Source organism: Pseudomonas sp. NFR02, assembly GCF_900119375.1.
Lineage (GTDB): Bacteria > Pseudomonadota > Gammaproteobacteria > Pseudomonadales > Pseudomonadaceae > Aquipseudomonas > Aquipseudomonas paracarnis.
Map to the genome: position 1 here is coordinate 47,446 of NZ_FPJJ01000009.1, position 19,309 is coordinate 66,754.

Genomic DNA, 19,309 nt, shown 5'->3' on the forward strand with positions numbered 1-19,309 from the left:
GTGTTCCTGCGTGGCCTTTATTTATCAGGCCACGACTTTACCTAATCCTGCTTACTTATTCGCTAGCCCGGCAATACAAGGCGAAACAAAAAGCTCGCCTTTATAAGCGCCCTGCACGGTGCGCTTGGCCACGATCAGCCACATCAGCGCCAGCGCAACCACCAGCACACTGCCAAACACGCTGAAAAACGCCAGCTGTAACAGGCTCGCCAATTTAAGCGTGGCCAAGGCGTAAACCCCCAATGGGAAGGTAAAACCCCACCAGCCCAGGTTGAACGGGATACCGGCGCGCAGGTAACGCAGGGTGATCAACACCGCAATCAACATCCACCACAAACCGAAGCCCCACAGGGTAATGCCCGCAATCAGGCCCAGGCCGTGGGCCATTTCACCGACACTGGCCAGGCCATTGGCGGCGAAGATCCCAGGGGCATCCGTACCGAGCAGCAACATGCCCAAGGCACCGGTACCGATCGGGCCCAGGGCCAACCAGCTCGACGCTGCCATATTGGCGTGAGGCAACTTATGCAAGGCCATGCGCAGCATCAGGATGGTCAGAATGCTGAACGCTACCGGCAGGGAAAACGCCCACAGCACGTAGCTGGTCACCAACATCACCAGTTGCGAATGGGCACCGGCCAAGTGCGGCGCGAGCAAGCCACCGCTGGCCGCTGCCACTTCGGCCGCCACCACGGGCAACAGCCAGACGGCGGTCATCTGGTCGATGCTGTGCTCCTGGCGGGTGAACATCATGAACGGGATCAGCACGCCGCAGGCCAGGGACATGGCCACGTCCAGCCACCACAAGGCTTCGGCTAACGGGATCACATCACCGCCCCAGCGCGGCAGGCCGAACAGCAGCAAGCCGTTGAGAATAGTCGCCAGCCCCATGGGGATGGTGCCGAAAAACATCGAGACCGTTGAGTGCCCGAAGATGCGCCGCGCCTCGTGGAAAAACATCACCCAGCGGGCGGCATACAGCACGCTGAACAGCACAAACAGGCCAATGGTGAACAGCCACAGGCCCTCGGCGACGGCATGCAGGCCTGGCAGGCTGACTGGCAGCTGGGCCAAGGCCAGCGCCAGCACACCGGTGCCCATGGTCGCGGCAAACCAGTTCGGGGTGAACTGGCGAATCACTTCCCGGGGACGGGCCAAGTGACTGAAGGGTTTGTAGCGGTGAGTGGTCGAGCAGCTCATGGGTTAATCCTCTTCCTCATTTGAGGTTGGGGCCATGATAGAACCTGATCGAATATCTATATAACGGGTAATATCTCTAACTGTTATCTATTTCACCTATACTAATCGTAATCATGCGCTGGCCCTTGCCTGCGCCGTGTCCTGCCACAACAACCCAACAAGCGCGCCGAGAGACAGCAAGATAAGCACCGCACCGTAGCCGTCCGTGGTCGCGATCAGGCCAAAGACGCGGCTCAGGTTACCCGCCAACAGCGCCGGCACGCAGAACGCCAGGTAGCTCAATACATAGAACGCCGACATCAGGCCCGCCCGCTCATGGGGCAACGCCAGGCCCACGATACTGCGCACACTGCCCATGAAACCGCCGCCGAAGCCCAGGCCTGCGATCACACTGGCGACAAAGAACAGCCACAGGCTGGCGGTGTTTACGGCAACCAGCAGCAACCCCACGCCCACGGCCAGCAGTGCAGCCGACAAGCGCATCACCCTGTCAGCCGCGTGATTGCGCAGGCTGTAGATCATCACCGCGCCGCTCAAGGTCACCACCGCCACCAGCCCGCCGCCGATCAAGTGCGAGGTCGACCCGGTGGCGACGCGCACCAACGACGGCGCCAACGAGGAAAAGAACCCACCCAGCGCCCACACGGCCACATTCAATGGCATCGCCAGCCACAAGGCGCGGCGCGCCTGCGGCGGCACATGCAGGGTTGGCGCCAGGGACTGCAAGGCGCCGGGTATACGACTGACCGTTTCAGGCAGGCGCCACACATACAGAGCCTGCAACACCATCAAGCCCAGCAGGGTGTAATAGATCAATTGGGTTGGCCATGGCGCGTACTCCACCAGTAACCCGCTGCCCAGGCCACCACTGGCCATGCCGAGCATCGGTGCAAGGCTGTTGAGCATCGGGCCGCGGACGCGGTCGGTATCGAGCAGCGTCGCACTCAATACCGCTGTGGCAGTGCCAGTCGCGAAGCCCTGTAACGCGCGGGCGGCCAGCAGGCAGGCGGTGCTGTCAGCGTGGATAAACAGCAGCATCGCCACACTATTGAGCAGCAGCGCGGCGAAGATCACCGGCTTGCGCCCCAGGTAATCCGAGAGCGACCCCACCGTCAGCAGGGCCGCCAGCAGGCTCACGGCATAGACACCAAAGATGGCCGTGAGCATGGCCGCCGAAAAATGCAGGTGGTCTTGATACACCTGGTACAAGGGCGTCGGCGCGCTGGAGGCGGCGAGAAAGGTCAGCACCATGATCACTAGAAACGCCAGGCTGGACCGCTGAGAGATGACACTGGACATGGGCACGCTCCGCTAAAGCTAATATTTTGCTTTTGTGCAGTGTGCTATTCGCTGGCGCTTAAAGCAAATTCTTTGTGTTAAGGTCTTGCCCATGGCGATCAAAGAAGGCCTCCGCCCGGGGGGCCGCAGTGCCCGGGTACAAGAATCCGTCCACAGAGCGGTGCGCGAATTGCTGGAAGCCCATGAGCGTTCCAGTGTCACCGTGCCGATGATTGCGGCATGTGCAGGCGTCACGCCGTCGACCATTTACCGGCGCTGGGGCGATCTGTCAGTACTGCTCGCCGACGTCGCCCTGGCCCGAATGCGCCCCGATACCGAACCGGCCAACACCGGCAGCCTGCGTGGCGACCTGCAAGCCTGGGCCGAGCAATACCTGGATGAGATGAGTTCGGACGTAGGCCGCAACATGATGCGCGACGTGCAAAGCAGCCCGACGCCGGGGTATTGCGTGAGCATCCTGAGTGGGCAGTTGCAGGTGATTGTTGACCGCTACCCGCAGGAACAGCCACCGAGCGTTGACCATCTGATCAACCTGCTCGCCGCACCTACGGTGTTTCGTATTCTGTTTTCGGCAGAGCCTTTGGCGGTAGAAGAACTGCATGCCCTGATCGAGCTGGCACTGAAGGCTTAAAGCCCTGCACAGAGCAAATGTGGGAGCGGGCTTGCTCGCGAAGGCGTCGTGTCAGTCAATGCATCAGCAACTGATCTACCGCATTCGCGAGCAAGCCCGCTCCCACATTTTTTACCACGTGCCGTCAGCGGCTAGGTACGCATCCCACGTCCGCTCACCAGCAACCGCGCGCAGCCGATATACAAGACGATGGTGGCGACGATCATAAAGGTGATCGCCACACTGATCTTGATATCCGACACGCCCAGAATGCCGTAGCGGAAGGCGTTGACCATGTGCAGCACCGGGTTGGCCAGGGACACCGTCTGCCAGAACGGCGGCAGCAAGGTGATGGAGTAAAACACCCCGCCCAGGTAGGTCAGCGGCGTCAGCACGAAGGTCGGGATAATGGAAATATCATCGAAGTTGCGTGCGAACACGGCGTTGATAAAGCCCAGCAGCGAGAAGATCGTCGCCGTCAGCACGACCACCAGAATGGTGACCCCCAGGTGATGCACCTGCAGGTGGGTAAAGAACAGCGACAGCAGCGTCACGATCACCCCCACCATCAGGCCACGCAACACGCCGCCCAGGGTGTAGCCGATGAGGATGGTGTGCGGTGACACCGGCGAGACCATCAGCTCTTCGATGGAGCGCTGGAACTTGCTGCCAAAGAAACTCGACACCACGTTGCCGTAGGAGTTGGTGATCACCGACATCATGATCAGGCCCGGCACGATGTACTCCATGTAGGTGAAACCACCCATGTCGCCGATTTGCCGGCCGATCAGGTTACCGAAGATCACAAAGTACAGGACCATGGTGATCGCCGGCGGCAGCAGGGTCTGCGGCCAGATCCGGGTAAAGCGCTTCACTTCGCGATAGACAATGGTTTGCAGCGCGACAAGGTTGGGTTGCAGTTCGGAACTCATACCGCCACCTTCGCCAGATTTTTCTCCACCAGGGACACGAACAACTCCTCAAGGCGATTGGTTTTGTTACGCAGGCTCAACACTTCGATGTTCTGAGTCGCCAGCTGGGTGAACAGCGCGGTGATGCCCATGGCCTTATCCACCTGCACCTCCAGGGTGTGGCTGTCCACCAGCCGGCTTGGGTAGCCGAGCAACTGCGGCGCCACCGAGAGATTGTTTTTCAAGTCGAGCAGGAAGGTTTCCACATGCAACTGGCCCAGCAGGTTGCGCATGCTGGTGTTCTCGACAATGGTGCCGTGGTCGATGATGCCGATGTTGCGGCACAACTGCTCAGCCTCCTCCAGGTAGTGGGTGGTGAGGATGATGGTGATGCCCTTCTCGTTCAGTTCGGTGAGGAAGGTCCACATCGAGCGGCGCAGTTCGATGTCCACGCCGGCGGTAGGTTCGTCGAGGATCAACAGGCGCGGCTCATGCACCAGGGCACGGGCGATCATCAGGCGTCGCTTCATGCCACCGGACAGCGAGCGCGAAGGCACGTCACGCTTGTCCCACAGGCCCAGTTGGGTCAGGTACTGCTCGGCGCGTTCCTTGGCGACTTTCGCCGGAATGCCGTAGTAGCCAGCCTGGGTCACGACAATGTCGAAGGTCTTTTCGAACTGGTTGAAATTGAATTCCTGGGGCACCACGCCAATGGAGCGCTTGAGCGCCGCCGGGGATTTGTCCAGGTCATGCCCGAAGATATTCACCGTGCCGCTGGTCTTGTTGACCAGGGTGGAGAGAATACCGATGGTGGTGGATTTGCCGGCACCGTTGGGGCCCAGCAAGGCGAAGAAGTCACCTTCGGCAACGTCCAGATCGATACCACTCAGGGCCTGGAAACCGTTGCCGTAGGTTTTGGTTAGCTGCCGGATGGACAGAGCGGAACTCATATCGGAATACGCACCAAAGAAGGGAATAGAAAGAATAGATGAGGGCACACCGCAGGTAGTTCAACCGGCGATGCAATGCGGGCATGGTGCTTGCCCATGCCGCACAAGTACAGTCACCCGTATTAATAGTGTGTATTAAGTCAACGCGGTCATCACCGCCTTGCGGTAGGCCGGGCGCTGTTGCAAGCGCTGGTACCAGGCCTCCAGATTCGGCATTGCCGGGCGTTCGATGGGCATCTCGAACCAGGCGTAGATGAAGCAGCCCAAGGGAATATCGCCCATGCCGAACGCCTGGCCGGACAGGTAGGGTTGCTCGGCGAGGGCTTGTTCGACGGTTTTGAGCGCGTCGATACAGGCTTGGCGCCCGGCATTGATGCTGTCCCAGTTTTGCTGGTCAGCCGGGGTGCGCACGATGCCCCAGAACACCGCCTTGAACGGGTCGGCGAGCGTGGAAGTGGTCCAGTCCATCCACTTTTCGGCGTTGGCCCGGGCTTGCAAGTCGCTGGGGTAAAAGTCCGATGCCTGCTTGGCGCACAGGTAACGCACGATGGTGTTGGACTCCCACAGCACAAAGTCGCCATCTTCGATCACCGGCACCCGGCCATTGGGGTTCATGGCCCGGTATTGGGGGGTATCGACCACACCAAAAGCCCCGCCCGCATCAATTGCTTCATAGTCCAGGCCGAGTTCCTCGGCGCACCACAGTGCTTTCCTGACGTTTGATGAATTTTTACGACCCCAGATCTTCAGCATGACCGCGCCTTATTGTGGATGAACTTGGCTGGATGAAGGCAGCAGCATACGCCGGTTCAGCCGCGGCTTAAATCGCTCTGCATATCGCCGAGCAGGGTGGGCGCATCGTCGGCAAACAGGTGCGGGTAGCACTGACGGATATGCCCGAAGAAAAATGCTTCAGGCACGTCAGCAAATTGCCCGTGGTCCACCACGTACTCCATCGAACGCTGACCCTGGCGATTGAACGCGTGGAACACGCTGTCGTGCAGGCCATCGAATTCCAGCGGCGGCACGTCGAACACCTCGCACAGTTGCTGGTTGAACGCCGGAGTGGCCTTGACCCAGCGGACGTTCAGGTAAAGCTCGGTATAACCGTGCGTGGCGAACACGTCACTCTTGAGCAGCGCGAGCAGCCGCGGTGTGGACAAGTGGTTGCGCACGTCCGCCAGGCCAATGCGTGCGGGAATGCCGCAGTGGCGCGCGCAAGCGGCGAGCAACGTAGCTTTGGGCACACAGTAGCTTTCGCCGGCCGCCAGGGCGAAGCTGGCACTCAAGGTGTTGGGGTCACGGCTGAAGGTATAGGGGTTGTAGCGAATGGCCTCACGCACCCCGTAGTAAAGACTGACTGCCTGGTCACTTAAATCCGGGCGGGTTCCGCGATGTTTCTCGGCGAACTCCACCACCACAGGGTGGTCACTATCGATGAAGCGGCTGGGACTCAAGTACGTATTCATGAGCTTGATCTCCGAGGGGAGCCTGGAGTTTAACCACCAGGCCTGCCAGAGAGATAACGACGATTCGGCCAAATGCCGGCGCCGGCTGATGGGTTGCCCAGTACACCTTGTTACACCCTGATCACCCGGCTTGTTCGGATGCCGACTAAGCTCCCTGGTGGTTTCGCCCCTGGTTCACGGAGGATTGAATATGCTGTTGTTGTGGATACTGGTGCTGGTGGTCGGCATTGCCTACCTGGCACACCGCCGTACTGCCCCCCTGCCCGCCCTGGGCGTGGTCGCCGTCTACCTGCTGGCGATGGGCGCCTGGAGCCACGCACCGGGTTGGCTGCTGCTGATCTTCTGGGTGCTCCTGGCCGTGGTGGCCGCGCCTTTGTTGCTGCCCGACCTGCGCCGCCAATACTTCACCAAGCCGCTGTTCAGCTGGTTCCAGAAAGTGCTGCCGCCGATGTCCGAGACCGAGCGCGATGCGATCGATGCCGGTACCGTATGGTGGGATGGCGAACTGTTCAGTGGCCGCCCCGACTGGGACAAATTGCTGGCCTACCCCAAGGCGCAATTGACCGAGGAAGAGCAGGCGTTCATCGACGGCCCCACCGAAGAACTCTGCGCCATGGTCAGCGACTGGGAAATCGGCCAGGCCATGGACCTGCCGCCGCAAGCCTGGGAACACATCAAGACCCATGGTTTCTTCGCCCTGATCATTCCCAAGGAGTACGGTGGCAAGGGCTTCTCCGCCTATGCCCACTCCCAGGTTGCCATGAAGCTCGCGACCCGCAGCGGTGACCTGGCCTCCACCGTGATGGTCCCCAACTCCCTCGGCCCCGCCGAACTGCTGCTGCACTACGGCACCGACGAACAACGTAACCACTACCTGCCGCGCCTGGCCCGCGGCGACGACATTCCGTGCTTCGCCCTCACCGGCCCGCTGGCCGGCTCCGATGCGGGCGCCATGCCCGACACCGGGGTGATCTGCAAAGGGGAATGGGAAGGCAAGGAAACCCTCGGCCTGCGCCTGAACTGGGAAAAGCGCTACATCACCCTCGGCCCGGTCGCGACCTTGCTCGGTCTGGCCTTCAAGGCTTATGACCCAGACCACCTGCTGGGTGAGGAAGAGGACCTGGGCATCAGCCTCGCGTTGATTCCTACCGACACCCCTGGCGTGGAAATCGGCCGTCGTCACCTGCCGCTTGGCGCCGCCTTCATGAACGGCCCCAACTCCGGCAAGGATGTGTTTATCCCTCTGGAATACCTGATCGGTGGCCAGGAGATGCTCGGCAAGGGCTGGATGATGTTGATGAACTGCCTGTCGGTCGGCCGTTCGATCTCGCTGCCCGCCGTCGGCGCTGGCGCTGCCAAGTTCACCAGCCTGGTGACCGGCCAATACGCCCAGGTGCGCGAACAGTTCAACGTACCGCTGTCGGCCTTCGAAGGGATCCAGGAAGCCCTGGCACGCATCGGTGGCAACGCCTGGCTGATGGACAGTGCGCGCATGCTCACCGCCAACGCCGTGGACCTGGGCGAGAAGCCGTCGGTGTTGTCGGCGATCCTCAAGTACCACCTGACCGAGCGTGGCCGTGAGTGCATCAGCCACGCCATGGACGTGCACGGCGGCAAGGGCATCATCATGGGCCCCAACAACTACCTGGGCCGCAACTGGCAAGGCGCACCGATCTTCATCACCGTGGAAGGCGCCAATATCCTCTCGCGTAACCTGATGATCTTCGGCCAGGGCGCCATTCGCTGCCACCCCTTTGTGCTCAAGGAAATGGCCCTGGCCGGCCGCGAAGACCATGACCAGGCGTTGAAGGAATTCGACGGCCTGCTGATGCAACACATCGGCTTTGCCGTCAGCAACGCCGCCAGCACCCTGGTGCTGAACCTGGGCTTCGGGCACTTCGAAAAAGCCCCGGGCAACCGGTTGAGCCAGGGCTACTTCCGTGCCCTGAACCGCCAGGCGGCTGCGTTTGCCCTGCTGGCCGACCTGAGCATGATGTTGCTGGGTGGCGAACTCAAGCGCCGCGAACGCCTGTCCGCCCGCCTGGGTGATGTGCTGAGCCACATGTACCTGGCCTCGGCGGCGCTCAAGCGTTATCACGACCTGGACTCGCCGGACCATCTGGAGCCGCTATTTGCGTGGGCCATGGAAGAAAGCCTGGGCGAATCGGAACGCGCACTGGATGAGCTGCTGAGCAACTTCCCGAACAAGGTGCTGGGCTGCCTGCTGCGGGTGATCGTGTTCCCATTCGGGCGTCGTCATACCGGCCCGTCCGATGCGCTGGATGCCGAAGTGGCAGCCGTGATCGGCCGCGCCAAGGGCGACCCGACCCTGGAAGAATTGCTGGCCGGCTGTTATCGCCCGCAATCAGCAGAAGATCCCGTGGGCGCCCTGCAACATGCCTACGACCTGCTCGGTGCCAGCCACCCCTTGCAGAAAAAACTCCACAGCGCGCTCAAAAGCGGCCAGGTCAAGCCGGCTGCCGGCGAGCATGCCATCGACGCGGCCCTGCAGGCCGGCGTGCTGCAACCGGCCGAGGCGCAAACCCTGCGCGATGCCGAGGCGGCGCGACGCAAGGTGATCGACGTGGATGATTTCAGCAAGGAAGAGCTGATGCAGGCAGAAGGTAAAGTCCGCTGAGTCGAGCGGTCATATAAAAACGGGCGCGAGAGGCTTATACTCTCGCGCCCGTTTTTGCTTTAGAGGCCTTATCTCGTGTCCAACGTCGTTGCCGATCATCTCGTCTTGCTCGACCACTTGCGCAGCATCCTGGTTGCCGTCGGCGAAGCCGAACAGGTACCCGAGGAAAGCCACTCGCTGTTCCTGGAGCGTTTCGACGAACTGCGCGCCCTGTTGCCAATCGACCCGATCGAAAGCCAGTACCTGGGCCAGGACCTGATGAGCCAGGTCATCCTGCGCTACCCGCAAATCGCCCACCTGGTGCCCCGCGACCTGCTGTGGTTCTTTGGCGGCGACTGCCTGCACTTCATGCCCGACGAAGAACTGGACCTGTACCAGGCCCTGGAAGAACGTCGCTATGAAGCCGAACAGAACGACGAACCGTTCGACTGGAACCAGGAAAAACAGCTGCTGGCGATGCCTCAGGACCAGAGCAAACACTGACGACTATGCTCGTTCCTACGCTCTGCGTGGGAACCTATCCTGTGACGCTCTGCGTCACCCGTGTACAGGCATAAAGGCAGGACGCGGAGCGTCCAAGGTGGCATTCCCACGCAGAGCGTGGGAACGAGCAACCGCGCTCCTACCGCCGCCGCAGCGTGGGCTCCTTGGCCATGCACTCCACCAGATAATCGATAAACACCCGCAACTTCGGCGGTAGGTACCGTGTGGGCGAATGCAGCAGCCACGCCTCGCCATGGTACGAGGCAATAAAATCCCACCCCGGCAACACCTGCACCAACTCCCCCGCTTCCAATGCATGCCGCGCGGTGAAATACGGCAAGCTGGCAATCCCGACATGCTGCAACGCCGCCTCCAGCCGCACCCCGGTGTGGTTCGCCGCATACCGGCCGCGTACGCCGACCGTGACCGCCTTGCCAGCCTGGCGAAACTTCCAGCGTGAATCTCCCGGTGTTTCACCCAAATAAATGCAACTGTGCCCAAGCAGATCATGGGGATGGCTCGGTGTACCGTGCTCGGCCAGATATTGCGGCGTCGCGCACAACAAATGTTCGATGGGCAACAGCTGGCGCCCGACCAAGCCTGGCGGTGGGCTGTCGGTGATGCGGATGCTCAAGTCGACGTTGTCGTCGATCAAATCCACATGCCTATCTTCCAGGATCAATTGCACATCCACCTTGGGATAGCGCCGCAAAAATTCCGGCATATGCGGGTGCACCACAAATCGCCCCACCGCCTTGGGCACACTGACCCGCACCAGCCCCTCCGCTTCATGGGTAAATTGCCCACTGATTTCCATCACCGAGCGCGCCGCATTGACCATCTCCTGGCAACGCTTGAACACCTCCTCGCCGCCCTCGCTCAGGCGCAGCTTGCGCGTGGTGCGTTGCAGCAGGCGCGTGGCCAGGGCTTGTTCCAGGCGCGAGATGCTGCGGCTCACCGCCGAAGGTGAAACGCTGAGTTGCCGCGCCGCTTCGGAGAAGCTGCCGGTTTCCACGACCTTGACGAAAATCGCCATTTCACCCAATAACGGTAAAGGAAGATTGATGCTCATGACGCACAGGTCCATTGATAATTGAGCGGATTATCACCCATCTGCGCACTATTTATACTGCCCACAGAACCCTGATGCGGATGTAAATAATGACCGAGCGCCTGTTTTTTACCCACGACCACCTGACGGCCGAGCTGGAAGTGCTCAGTTGCACCCCGCACGAAGAGCAATTCGCCGTGATTGTGCAGTCGACCATTTTCCATCCCCAAGGCGGCGGCCAGCCGTTCGACACCGGCTGGCTCGGCGATAGCCAGGTACTGCGGGTCGTGCAGGAAGCCGAACAGGTGGTGCACTACGTCGACCAGCCCCTGGAACCAGGACCCGCCATTGCACGAGTCGACGCACAGCGGCGCGCCTTGCACACTCGTCTGCATTCGGCGGGGCACTTAATTGGCAATGCCGGCGAACGCCTGGGCTGGATGCCGATCAAGGCTCACCACTGGCCCGGCGAAGGCAAGATCACCTTTATCCGTGGCCAAACCGCGCAAGACATGGATGCGCAGACGCTCCAGCAGTGGGTCAACACATGGATCGCCGCCGACTATCCCCGCTATATGACGCTGGAAGATGGCACCCGCGAAGTCGGCTTCGGCGAATTACCGGCTTACGCCTGTGGTGGCACTCATGTCCAAGCGCTGAGCGAACTGGGCCAGGTAACGATCCTGGCGTTGTCGGAGAAAAAAGGCGCGCTCTCGGTGCGCTATGAAATCAATGCGGGAGGAGGCTTGCCTTAATGCCATTCAGTTAAGCTCAGTTCCCCTGTGGGAGCTGGCTTGCCTGCGAAAGCGTTAGTGCAGTAGCAGATGCAGTGACTGACACACCGCTATCGGGGGCAAGCCCCCTCCCACATTGGATCGCCCCAAAGAAACAGGCTACACGGCAATCGCCCCCGCCCTGCTCGGCTCAACCACGAACGACTTCAACGTCGACACCGTCGCCGCCGGGTCACGCGGATCACTGATCGCACGAAAATTCGTCAACATGCTATTGGCCGCCAACTCCACCGACACATACCCACGCTGGCGACTGTCGAAAAACTTCACATGGGGGTTGAGCGGCATGATCTTCATGAACGCGTCATAGGGCGGGCCGTCGGAGGTCACCGACGAGCCAACAAACTCGGTGGCGACCACCGCCGAGTCCGGCCTTTCTGCGTCGGCATGCAGGTCGGTGGCCCAGAACGAATGAATATCCCCTCCCCAGAACACCGGGTTCTTCACGCGATTGCGCACGATCGACGCCAGCATCCGTGAGCGGTTCGCCATGTAGCCATCCCAGCCATCGGTCCAGCGGCCAAGCTTATGGTTGGTGAGGTCACGCTGCATCAGCGGCGCCACCAGCAGGTCTTGTGCGATCACATTCCACTGCGCTCCAGACTGGGCAAAGCCCTGATCCAGCCAGGCTTCCTGCTGCCAGCCGAGCAACGTGCGGCCAGGGTCACGCAGGTCGCTGCAGGGGGCGGTGACAATATGCCCCTGGTGGCTGCCATTGGCCACGATGCACGGTTGCTCGGAACGGTACTGGCGACCGTCGAGCACATGGAAACGCGCAAGCCGCCCATAGTCCAGGCGCCGGTAGATGCGCATGTCCGGCCCCTTCGGCACGCTGCTGGCACGCAGGGGCATGTGTTCATAAAACGCCTGGTACGCCGCGGCCCGTTGCTTGAGAAACTGCGCCACCGCCACCTTCGGGTCCTGGGACCAGCGGTTGGCATAGTCATTCTGTACTTCGTGGTCGTCCCAGGTCACGACGCTGGGGGCAGCGGCGTGAAGGGCCTGCAGGTCTGGATCGGTTTTGTACAGTGCGTAGCGGTTGCGGTAATCACTGAGGCTCTGTGCGTTGCCACTGCCGTGAGAACGAAACACCTTGCCCGAATCCGCAGCATAGGAACTGTCGTAAATATAATCACCGAGGAAAAACACCAGGTCCGGCTGCTCGGCGGCAAGGTGTCGGTAGGCGCTGAAATAGCCGCGCTCCCAGTGCGAGCAGGACACAAACCCCAGCCGGGCCGAGGCCATGGCCTGCAGCGGCGGCATCGTGCGGGACTGGCCCACCGGGCTCTGCGCACCGAGCCCTTCAAACTGGTACCAATACGGCCGATCTGCCGCCAGCCCCGCCACCTCGACATGCACCGCATGAGCGAAACGCGGCGTCGCCAATACTTCGCCCTGCTTCACAATGCGCGTCATCGCCGCATCGCTGGCCACCCGCCAGCGCACCGGCACCGAGCGACTCAGGCCGCCACGGCCATCCGCGGCGTTGAACAACGGCGCCAGGCGCGTCCAGATCACAAAGCCATCTGGCAACGGGTCGCCGGAAGCCACGCCGAGGGTGAACGGATAATCCACCCCGGCACTGCGCGCAAACGGGCTGAGGATGGAAAAGGCGGTAGCGACCACCAACCCGCCGAGGACCCGGCGTCGGCCGTGGTCGACGTCGCCGCTCACAAGCAGCGCTCCCAGTCATCACGCACGGTGGCAAACCCGAGCAAGTCCTCATACACGCCGTTCTTCAGGAACGCCTGGTGCATGCAGCCTTCATAGCGCAGGCCGATCTTCTCCATGACCCGCGCCGATTCCTTGTTGCGCGCGAAACACTGGCTGCCCACGCGCTGCAACCCTAGCGCCTCGAAGCCGAAATCCATCACCGCGCTCGCCGCTTCTGCCGCATACCCCTGGTTACGGCAGTGCGCCGCCACCCAGCCACCCAAGTGCCCATAGTGATGGCGAGCATTGATGCGCAGGCTGACCATGCCGACCAATTCGTCGGTGCCGCGCACATGCATCCCCAGGTTCAGCAGTTCACCAGTGCGGTACTTGTCGGCGGCCCCGGCAATAAAATCCTGGGCGGTTTCCAGGGTGTAGGGCGATGGAATGTTCGCCGTGTTGTCGGCAATTTTCGGCCCGTTGGCAAGCGTGAAAAGCACCTGCGCCTGGTGCATATGCAGGGCGCGTAACAGCAGTCGCGGGGTCGTCAATTGAGGCAGTGCAGTGGGCATGGGAGCCGGCTCTCAAGATAAATTTCTCAAGCATGGAGGCCCCGAGTGTCAGTTTCATTACGCCCGAAAACTGACCGGTAAGTTTTCTGAAAGACGCGTCCTAGAGCCTCTAAACGGTCAATTAAAGTTAACCAATCGGTCATTTTTGGCTGTTAGCGTTTTGCCCCTAATTCAATGACGGGGTAACGGAATGAGAACCTGGGACGAACCCAAGAAACGCAAGGCGCACATCGAGCTGATCCCGATGATCGACGTGATGATGTTCCTGCTGGTGTTTTTCGTACTGGTGAGCCTGAACGTGATTCCCGCGCTCGGCATGAAGACCCAATTGCCCAGCGCCAGCAGTTCGCAGCAGCTCAAGCCGCAGAACAAATTCATCCTCACCCTGGGCCTGGAAGGCCAGTTGCAACTGGACGGCAAGGACCTGACGGTGGAGGCCCTGGTGCCGGCGCTGAAGGCGGCCGAGAAGCCCGATACCAAGTCGACGATCATCGTCAACAGCGACAAAGGCGTGGAGGTTTCGCGCCTGGTGGAAGTGATGGACACCCTGCGCCTGGGTGGCTTCACCTCCGTGTCCATTGCTACGCGTAAGTCCTGACCATGTACGCTCTGTTTCGCGTGCGTCAGCTGCTGGGCGGCGTGCCGGCCCTGATCGCCTTGGTGCTGATTGCACTGGGTATCCAGTCCCAGACATTGAAGGTCGAGCCGGTGTATGACGAGTCGGCGGTCGAATTGGCCTTGGTCGAGCCGGAACCGCAAGTCATACCGGAACCGGTGGTGGAGCAAGAACCGCCACCGCCAGTGATCGAAGAGGAAGAGGCCGAGCCGGCGCCCCCGCCGCCACCGCCCAAGCCGCTGCCCAAACCCAAACCTGAACCCAAGCCAAAACCTGTGCCCAAGCCTGCCCCCGTGGTCGCCAAGCCCGTGCCGACGCCGCCACCGGTGGCCGCCAAGCCAGCCCCGGCCGTCGTCACCCAAGCGGCACCGACGCCTGCCCCACCGGCGCCACCGAAGGTCGATGGCCAGGCCCTGGAAAGCGGTTACCTCAAAGGCTTGCGCAACGAACTGGACACCTACAAGCAGTACCCCACCGGGCGCCAGGCGTCCCTCGAACGCCCGAGCGGCGAGGTGGTGGTGTGGTTGCTGGTAGACCGTCAAGGCCGTGTCCTCGACTCGGGTTTACAAACCCAAGCCTCGAGCATGCTGCTCAACCGGGCCGCCACCAATAGCTTGCGTCGCATCAAGCAAGTCAAACCGTTCCCCGAGCAAGCCTTCGGGGGGCGCAATGAGCAGCGCTTCACCGCCACCTTCAACTACAGCGTGCAATAAGCACCCGACACCAGGACGACAGTGATGAAGTTCACCCGTATTCATCTGGCACTAGTGGCCGCGACCAGCATGACCCAGGGAATGGTCATGGCAGAGACCAGCGACAGTGACGTCGGCACCATTGGGGTACAAGGCAAGGCGACCGCAGGAGGCGGTTACATGGTGCCGGAGGAAAGCATCAAGGGCCGCTCCACGGTAACCAAGGAAGCACTGGATAAACAGGCGGCCACCGGCAATGCCATCGACAAGCTCAAGTACACCCCGGGCTTGAACATCTCCAGTGAAGACAACACTGGCCTGTCGGGCTTTCGCTTCACCATGCGCGGCATGAACTCCGACCAGGTGGGCATGTCGGTGGACGGCATGCCGATCAATGATTCGGGCAACTACGCGCTGTATTCCAACCTGCTGGGCGATCCGGAAAACATCGACCAGATCTTCGTCACCCAGGGCGCTGCGGAATCCGACGGCCCGCACATTGGTTCCAGCGGCGGCAACATTGGCATCGTCACGATTCGCCCGACCAAGGAAACCGGTGCCTTCGTCAAACAGGTCGTCGGCAGCAACGCCACGCGCAAGACTTTTGCCCGCCTCAACACCGGCGAAATCAACGGCCTGAGCAACTGGCTGTCGGTGTCCCACACAGAAGGTGAAATGTGGCGCGGCTCGGGCGCGGTACGCGCGGACAAGGTGGAGTGGAACAGTTTTTTCGACGCCGGCAATGGCAACACCGCCAACCTGATCCTCAAGTACCACGAGCAGGACAACAACAGTTACAGCCAGTTGACCAAGGCGCAGTTCCAGCAATATGGCCGCAAGTACGACCCTTACCCTGCCACCCCGAGCGTGGGCAGCAACGGCAAATACAACAGCTATTACGCCCTGGCGCAGAACCCGTTCCAGACCTTCACCGCCGTGCTCAACACCCAGTTCAAACTGGCCGATAACCTCGCGCTGTCCGTGATCCCGTATTACTACTGGGGCAATGGCAGCGGCGTCGGTTCATCCAGCTATGCCCTCAACCGTGGCTCCAACCAGGGCGGTGTGTTCGACCTCGGCAACCTGCCCACGGCCGCCCAATACAACGCCGACGGCACACCCAACAGCGGCGTGTACTACCGCCCTTCACGCACGCAAACCTGGCGTCCGGGTATCACCACCAAGCTGACCTGGGACCTTGGCGACCACAGCCTGCAATTCGGCTACTGGTACGAGCGCGCACGCCAGAGTCAAACCCAGCCGTTCATTCCGCTCAAGAGCAACGGCAAGCCAGTGGACACCTGGCCGGACTCCAACAGCGCCATCGTCGATGCCAACGGCAACACCGTGCAGGGCCGCGACCGTTTCACCGTGACGCCAGCGCAAAAGGTCTGGGCCCAGGACACCTGGTACATCAACCCGGACTGGACCTTCATCGCAGGCCTGGCCTACATGAACGTCGAGCGTGAAGGCACCAACCACGGCAGCCTCAACGAACGCCCGGAAAAACGTAACCAGACCTACAACAAACTGCTGCCCAACGCCGGCCTGAAATACCAGCTGGACGAGCGTGACCAGTTGTTCTACAGCGTGTCGCGCAACATGCGCGTGCCGCAGAACTACGTGCTCTACGACAAAGGCGCCGGCTCGATCGACGCCGAGCCGGAAACCAGCTGGAACCATGAACTGGGCTGGCGCTACAGCGGCGACGACATGAGCCTGGCCGCCACCCTGTTCTACATGGACTTCAAGAACCGCCAGGTGTCGTCCCGGGACATCAACGGCGACTTTGCCGACATCAACGCCGGCTCCGTGGTCAACAAAGGCCTGGAGCTGGAGTGGAGCGGCCAGTTGCCCCACCACTTCAATTACTACACCTCCTACACCTACACCAAGGCCGAGCAGCAGGATGACCTGACCGTCTACAACGCCGGCAAACCCATCGTGCTGCCCACCAGTGGCAAGCAGTTCGCCAACGTGCCCAAGAACATGCTGGCGGCCAACATCGGTTATGACGACGGGCGCTTCTACGGCACCTTCGGCGGCAAGTACACCAGCAAGCTCTACGGCGACCTGACCAACGACGAGGCGATTTCCGGTCGCACCGTGTTCAACCTCGGCGCCGGTATTTACCTGCCGGTGGACAAGAAGGTGGTCAAGGACGCGACCCTGCGCCTGAACGTCGACAACCTGTTCGACAAGAAATACCTGGACGGCGTGTACACCACCAAGACCAACGCGGCCAGCTACAGCGGCTTCCGCGATGGCGACCCGGCGTACATCGTCGGCCTGGACCGTACCGTCACGGTTTCGCTGGAAGCGAATTTCTAAGACTCACCCCAAGAGGAACACCATCATGGATATGAACCTGCTCCACGACGTCACCTTCTATGTGATGTACGCGGCGATGGCCATTGCGATCTTCATCGCCATCGAACGCGGTATCTACTTCGCCTACGTACGCCGCCAGGCAAGCGCATTGATCGACGCCCTGGGCGCCAATGTGCACAGCGAGCGTGACCTGCCGGAAAACCTGACCCGTCGCGACAGCCTGCCGCTGAACATGATCTTGCCGGTGCTGGCCCAGAAGGCAACCCACGGTTCGCGCAAAGACCTGGACGACGAAATCGATACCCAGTACCTGAAGACGCGCGCCCCATTGGCCCGCAGCCTGTGGATCATCGAGACCATCACCACCGCCGCCCCGCTGCTGGGCCTGCTGGGCACCATTCTCGGCATCATCGACACCTTCAAGGCACTGGCCACCGCAGGCGTGTCGGACCCAGGGCAGATATCCGGGGGTATCGGGACGGCGTTGTTCGCCACAGGATTAGGTATCGCCATCGCACTGTTTTGCGTGGTGTTTCACAACTTCTTCCAAGACAGCCTGGAGCGCATCAACGACCAGTTGAAGATCCTGTTGATCCGCGCCGCCACCGGTGCCCGCGCACAGGATGAAGTGCCCCATCGCGTGCCCACCCCGCTGCACAGCCGCACGGCTTGACCTACAGGGCGGGCGCCTTGGGCGCTCGCCTTTTCCTTTGGTGCGATGAGACGCTTATGTCCCTTTCGATGAAGTTGCGTATCGCCGGCCTGACCGGCTTGCTCCTCAGTCCGCTGGCCCAGGCGGACTTTTCCATTCCAGGCTTTGAACTGGTGCATACCGTACCCGTGGACACCGCCTTGGGCACCGACGATCTGCGCCAGCCCGGCCCGGTATGGATCGAGCTGTTCGACGGCGCCAAAAGCCGCATTGATATCGGCCAGTTCTACGCCGCGGACCACCCTGGTTCGGTGATGAACACGGTGCTTGAACACCTGGAAGCCGCCGGCAAACGCGGCGTGAAGATTCGTTTCCTGCTCGAAGAAAAAGGCATCAAGCTGTCGGATGCCGCCACCCTGGAACGCTTGCGCGCCATTCCCAACCTGACCTTGCGCGTGCTGCCCTACGGGCAACTGAGCGGCGGCATCATCCACGCCAAGTACCTGCTGGTGGATGGCAAGCAGGCGTTTGTCGGCAGTCAGAATTTCGACTGGCGCGCCCTGGAGCATATCCACGAAACCGGGCTGCGCATCACTGACGAAACGGTGGTGGGCCAGGTGCAGGCGATCTTCGAGCAAGACTGGCAAGCCCAGGCCGCGCTGGCGGGTAAACAACCGGTGCCGCTACCCGCCAGTGGCCCGGCACCCGCACGTACCGGCAACTACCTGGTGGCCAGCCCGCAACGCTACAACCCGCCCGGCGTGGGCGACTCACAGTTGGAACTGCCGCGCCTGCTGGGCGAAGCCAAAAAAGAAGTACGCGTGCAATTGCTCGACTACGCGCCGCTGTCCTACGGACCGGATCGAACCCGGCCGTACTACGCGGTGATCGACAACGCCGTGCGCGCTGCTGCTGCCCGTGGCGTGTTGATCAAGCTGATGGTATCCAACTGGAACACCGACCCGCTGGAACTGCCTTATCTCAAGAGCCTGGCGGTACTGCCCAATGTCGAGATCAAGATCGTCACCCTGCCCGAGGCCAAGCAGGGCTTTATCCCTTATGCGCGGGTGATCCACACCAAAACCATGGAGATCGACGGCCAAGTGGCGTGGGTCGGCACCAGCAATTGGTTGGGCGGCTACCTGGATAATTCGCGCAATCTGGAAGTGGTGATGCGCAGTGAGGCGATGGCCAAGCGCGTAGGCCAATTGCATGAACAACTGTGGGATGGGCCTTACGCTAGAGCCTTGAGCGTGACGGAGGAGTATCCCGCGGCCCATCCTGGCCAGCATTGACCTTGGGCACCTGAGTAATGGTAGTGTGTGGAAATGTTTCTGACTCTTCCGTCAGAAACCTCCTACTCACTACCTGCAAAGGAATGCCTTTAA

General features: G+C 61.2%; 18 protein-coding genes. 9 read left to right on the forward strand and 9 right to left on the reverse strand.

Annotation, left to right across the window (positions count from 1 at the left end):
• Positions 1–51 precede the first annotated feature (51 nt).
• Together BT199_RS23540 and BT199_RS23545 are read right to left on the reverse strand one after the other, a co-directional pair.
• Complete coding sequence (locus BT199_RS23540; RefSeq protein ID WP_014717784.1) at positions 52–1,200, reverse strand: TDT family transporter; 1,149 nt, start codon at positions 1,198–1,200, stop codon at positions 52–54.
• A 111-nt stretch (positions 1,201–1,311) separates the two neighbouring features.
• Positions 1,312–2,499 (reverse strand): MFS transporter, encoded by a 1,188-nt coding sequence (locus BT199_RS23545; RefSeq protein ID WP_072435553.1) that lies wholly within the window; start codon positions 2,497–2,499, stop codon positions 1,312–1,314.
• Between the two features lie 91 nt (positions 2,500–2,590).
• Between BT199_RS23545 and BT199_RS23550 the strand changes: the two genes are divergently transcribed.
• The gene (locus BT199_RS23550) at positions 2,591–3,130 is read left to right on the forward strand and encodes a TetR/AcrR family transcriptional regulator (protein WP_072435554.1); all 540 of its coding nucleotides are present in this window, start codon (positions 2,591–2,593) and stop codon (positions 3,128–3,130) included.
• Positions 3,131–3,261: 131 nt separating this feature from the next.
• Here BT199_RS23550 and BT199_RS23555 read toward each other — a convergent pair whose 3' ends face one another.
• The 4 genes from BT199_RS23555 to BT199_RS23570 all read right to left on the reverse strand — a co-directional run bounded on the left by BT199_RS23555 (position 3,262) and on the right by BT199_RS23570 (position 6,439).
• Positions 3,262–4,041, reverse strand: a complete 780-nt coding sequence (locus tag BT199_RS23555; protein WP_003190115.1) for an ABC transporter permease — start codon at positions 4,039–4,041, stop codon at positions 3,262–3,264.
• Positions 4,038–4,970 (reverse strand): ABC transporter ATP-binding protein, encoded by a 933-nt coding sequence (locus tag BT199_RS23560; protein ID WP_014717781.1) that lies wholly within the window; start codon positions 4,968–4,970, stop codon positions 4,038–4,040. The genes BT199_RS23555 and BT199_RS23560 overlap by 4 nt, the downstream gene beginning before the upstream one ends.
• A 135-nt stretch (positions 4,971–5,105) precedes the next feature.
• A complete protein-coding gene (locus BT199_RS23565) occupies positions 5,106–5,723 on the reverse strand; it encodes a glutathione S-transferase family protein (protein WP_003190113.1) in 618 nt (205 codons plus the stop codon).
• 56 nt (positions 5,724–5,779) lie between these two features.
• Positions 5,780–6,439, reverse strand: a complete 660-nt coding sequence (locus tag BT199_RS23570) for a transglutaminase-like domain-containing protein (RefSeq protein ID WP_072435555.1) — start codon at positions 6,437–6,439, stop codon at positions 5,780–5,782.
• Positions 6,440–6,629: 190 nt separating this feature from the next.
• Between BT199_RS23570 and BT199_RS23575 the strand changes: the two genes are divergently transcribed.
• Together BT199_RS23575 and BT199_RS23580 are read left to right on the forward strand one after the other, a co-directional pair.
• Entirely contained in the window at positions 6,630–9,077 is a 2,448-nt protein-coding gene (locus BT199_RS23575; protein WP_072435556.1) for an acyl-CoA dehydrogenase, read from the forward strand.
• Between the two features lie 75 nt (positions 9,078–9,152).
• On the forward strand, positions 9,153–9,560 hold the full coding sequence (locus BT199_RS23580) for a PA2817 family protein (RefSeq protein WP_003190109.1): 408 nt from the start codon (positions 9,153–9,155) through the stop codon (positions 9,558–9,560).
• A 139-nt stretch (positions 9,561–9,699) separates the two neighbouring features.
• On the opposite strand, the gene BT199_RS23585 is transcribed toward BT199_RS23580, so the two are convergent.
• Entirely contained in the window at positions 9,700–10,632 is a 933-nt protein-coding gene (locus BT199_RS23585; RefSeq protein ID WP_014717778.1) for a LysR family transcriptional regulator, read from the reverse strand.
• 89 nt (positions 10,633–10,721) lie between these two features.
• Here BT199_RS23585 and BT199_RS23590 point away from each other — a divergent pair, with 89 nt between their 5' ends.
• A complete protein-coding gene (locus BT199_RS23590; RefSeq protein WP_019817272.1) occupies positions 10,722–11,366 on the forward strand; it encodes an alanyl-tRNA editing protein in 645 nt (214 codons plus the stop codon).
• 138 nt (positions 11,367–11,504) lie between these two features.
• Here the strand turns inward: BT199_RS23590 and BT199_RS23595 are convergent, their stop codons facing one another.
• Together BT199_RS23595 and BT199_RS23600 are read right to left on the reverse strand one after the other, a co-directional pair.
• Positions 11,505–13,079 carry an alkaline phosphatase D family protein gene (locus BT199_RS23595; protein WP_072435557.1) on the reverse strand — a complete coding sequence of 525 codons (1,575 nt, stop codon included), beginning with the start codon at positions 13,077–13,079 and terminating at the stop codon, positions 11,505–11,507.
• A complete protein-coding gene (locus BT199_RS23600) occupies positions 13,076–13,630 on the reverse strand; it encodes a GNAT family N-acetyltransferase (protein ID WP_072435558.1) in 555 nt (184 codons plus the stop codon). The genes BT199_RS23595 and BT199_RS23600 overlap by 4 nt, the downstream gene beginning before the upstream one ends.
• A 190-nt stretch (positions 13,631–13,820) precedes the next feature.
• Here BT199_RS23600 and BT199_RS23605 point away from each other — a divergent pair, with 190 nt between their 5' ends.
• Genes BT199_RS23605 through BT199_RS23625 form a run of 5 tightly spaced genes read left to right on the forward strand, consistent with a single transcriptional unit; the run spans position 13,821 to position 19,216 of the window.
• Complete coding sequence (locus BT199_RS23605) at positions 13,821–14,228, forward strand: ExbD/TolR family protein (protein ID WP_014717774.1); 408 nt, start codon at positions 13,821–13,823, stop codon at positions 14,226–14,228.
• A 2-nt stretch (positions 14,229–14,230) separates the two neighbouring features.
• Positions 14,231–14,959: an energy transducer TonB family protein gene (locus tag BT199_RS23610; protein ID WP_072435559.1), complete on the forward strand. Its 729-nt coding sequence runs from the start codon at positions 14,231–14,233 to the stop codon at positions 14,957–14,959.
• A 24-nt stretch (positions 14,960–14,983) separates the two neighbouring features.
• Positions 14,984–17,269: a TonB-dependent receptor gene (locus BT199_RS23615; protein WP_014717772.1), complete on the forward strand. Its 2,286-nt coding sequence runs from the start codon at positions 14,984–14,986 to the stop codon at positions 17,267–17,269.
• 25 nt (positions 17,270–17,294) lie between these two features.
• A complete protein-coding gene (locus BT199_RS23620) occupies positions 17,295–17,942 on the forward strand; it encodes a MotA/TolQ/ExbB proton channel family protein (RefSeq protein WP_072435560.1) in 648 nt (215 codons plus the stop codon).
• A gap of 56 nt (positions 17,943–17,998) precedes the next feature.
• Entirely contained in the window at positions 17,999–19,216 is a 1,218-nt protein-coding gene (locus tag BT199_RS23625) for a phospholipase D-like domain-containing protein (RefSeq protein ID WP_072435561.1), read from the forward strand.
• The last annotated feature ends 93 nt before the right edge of the window (positions 19,217–19,309 follow it).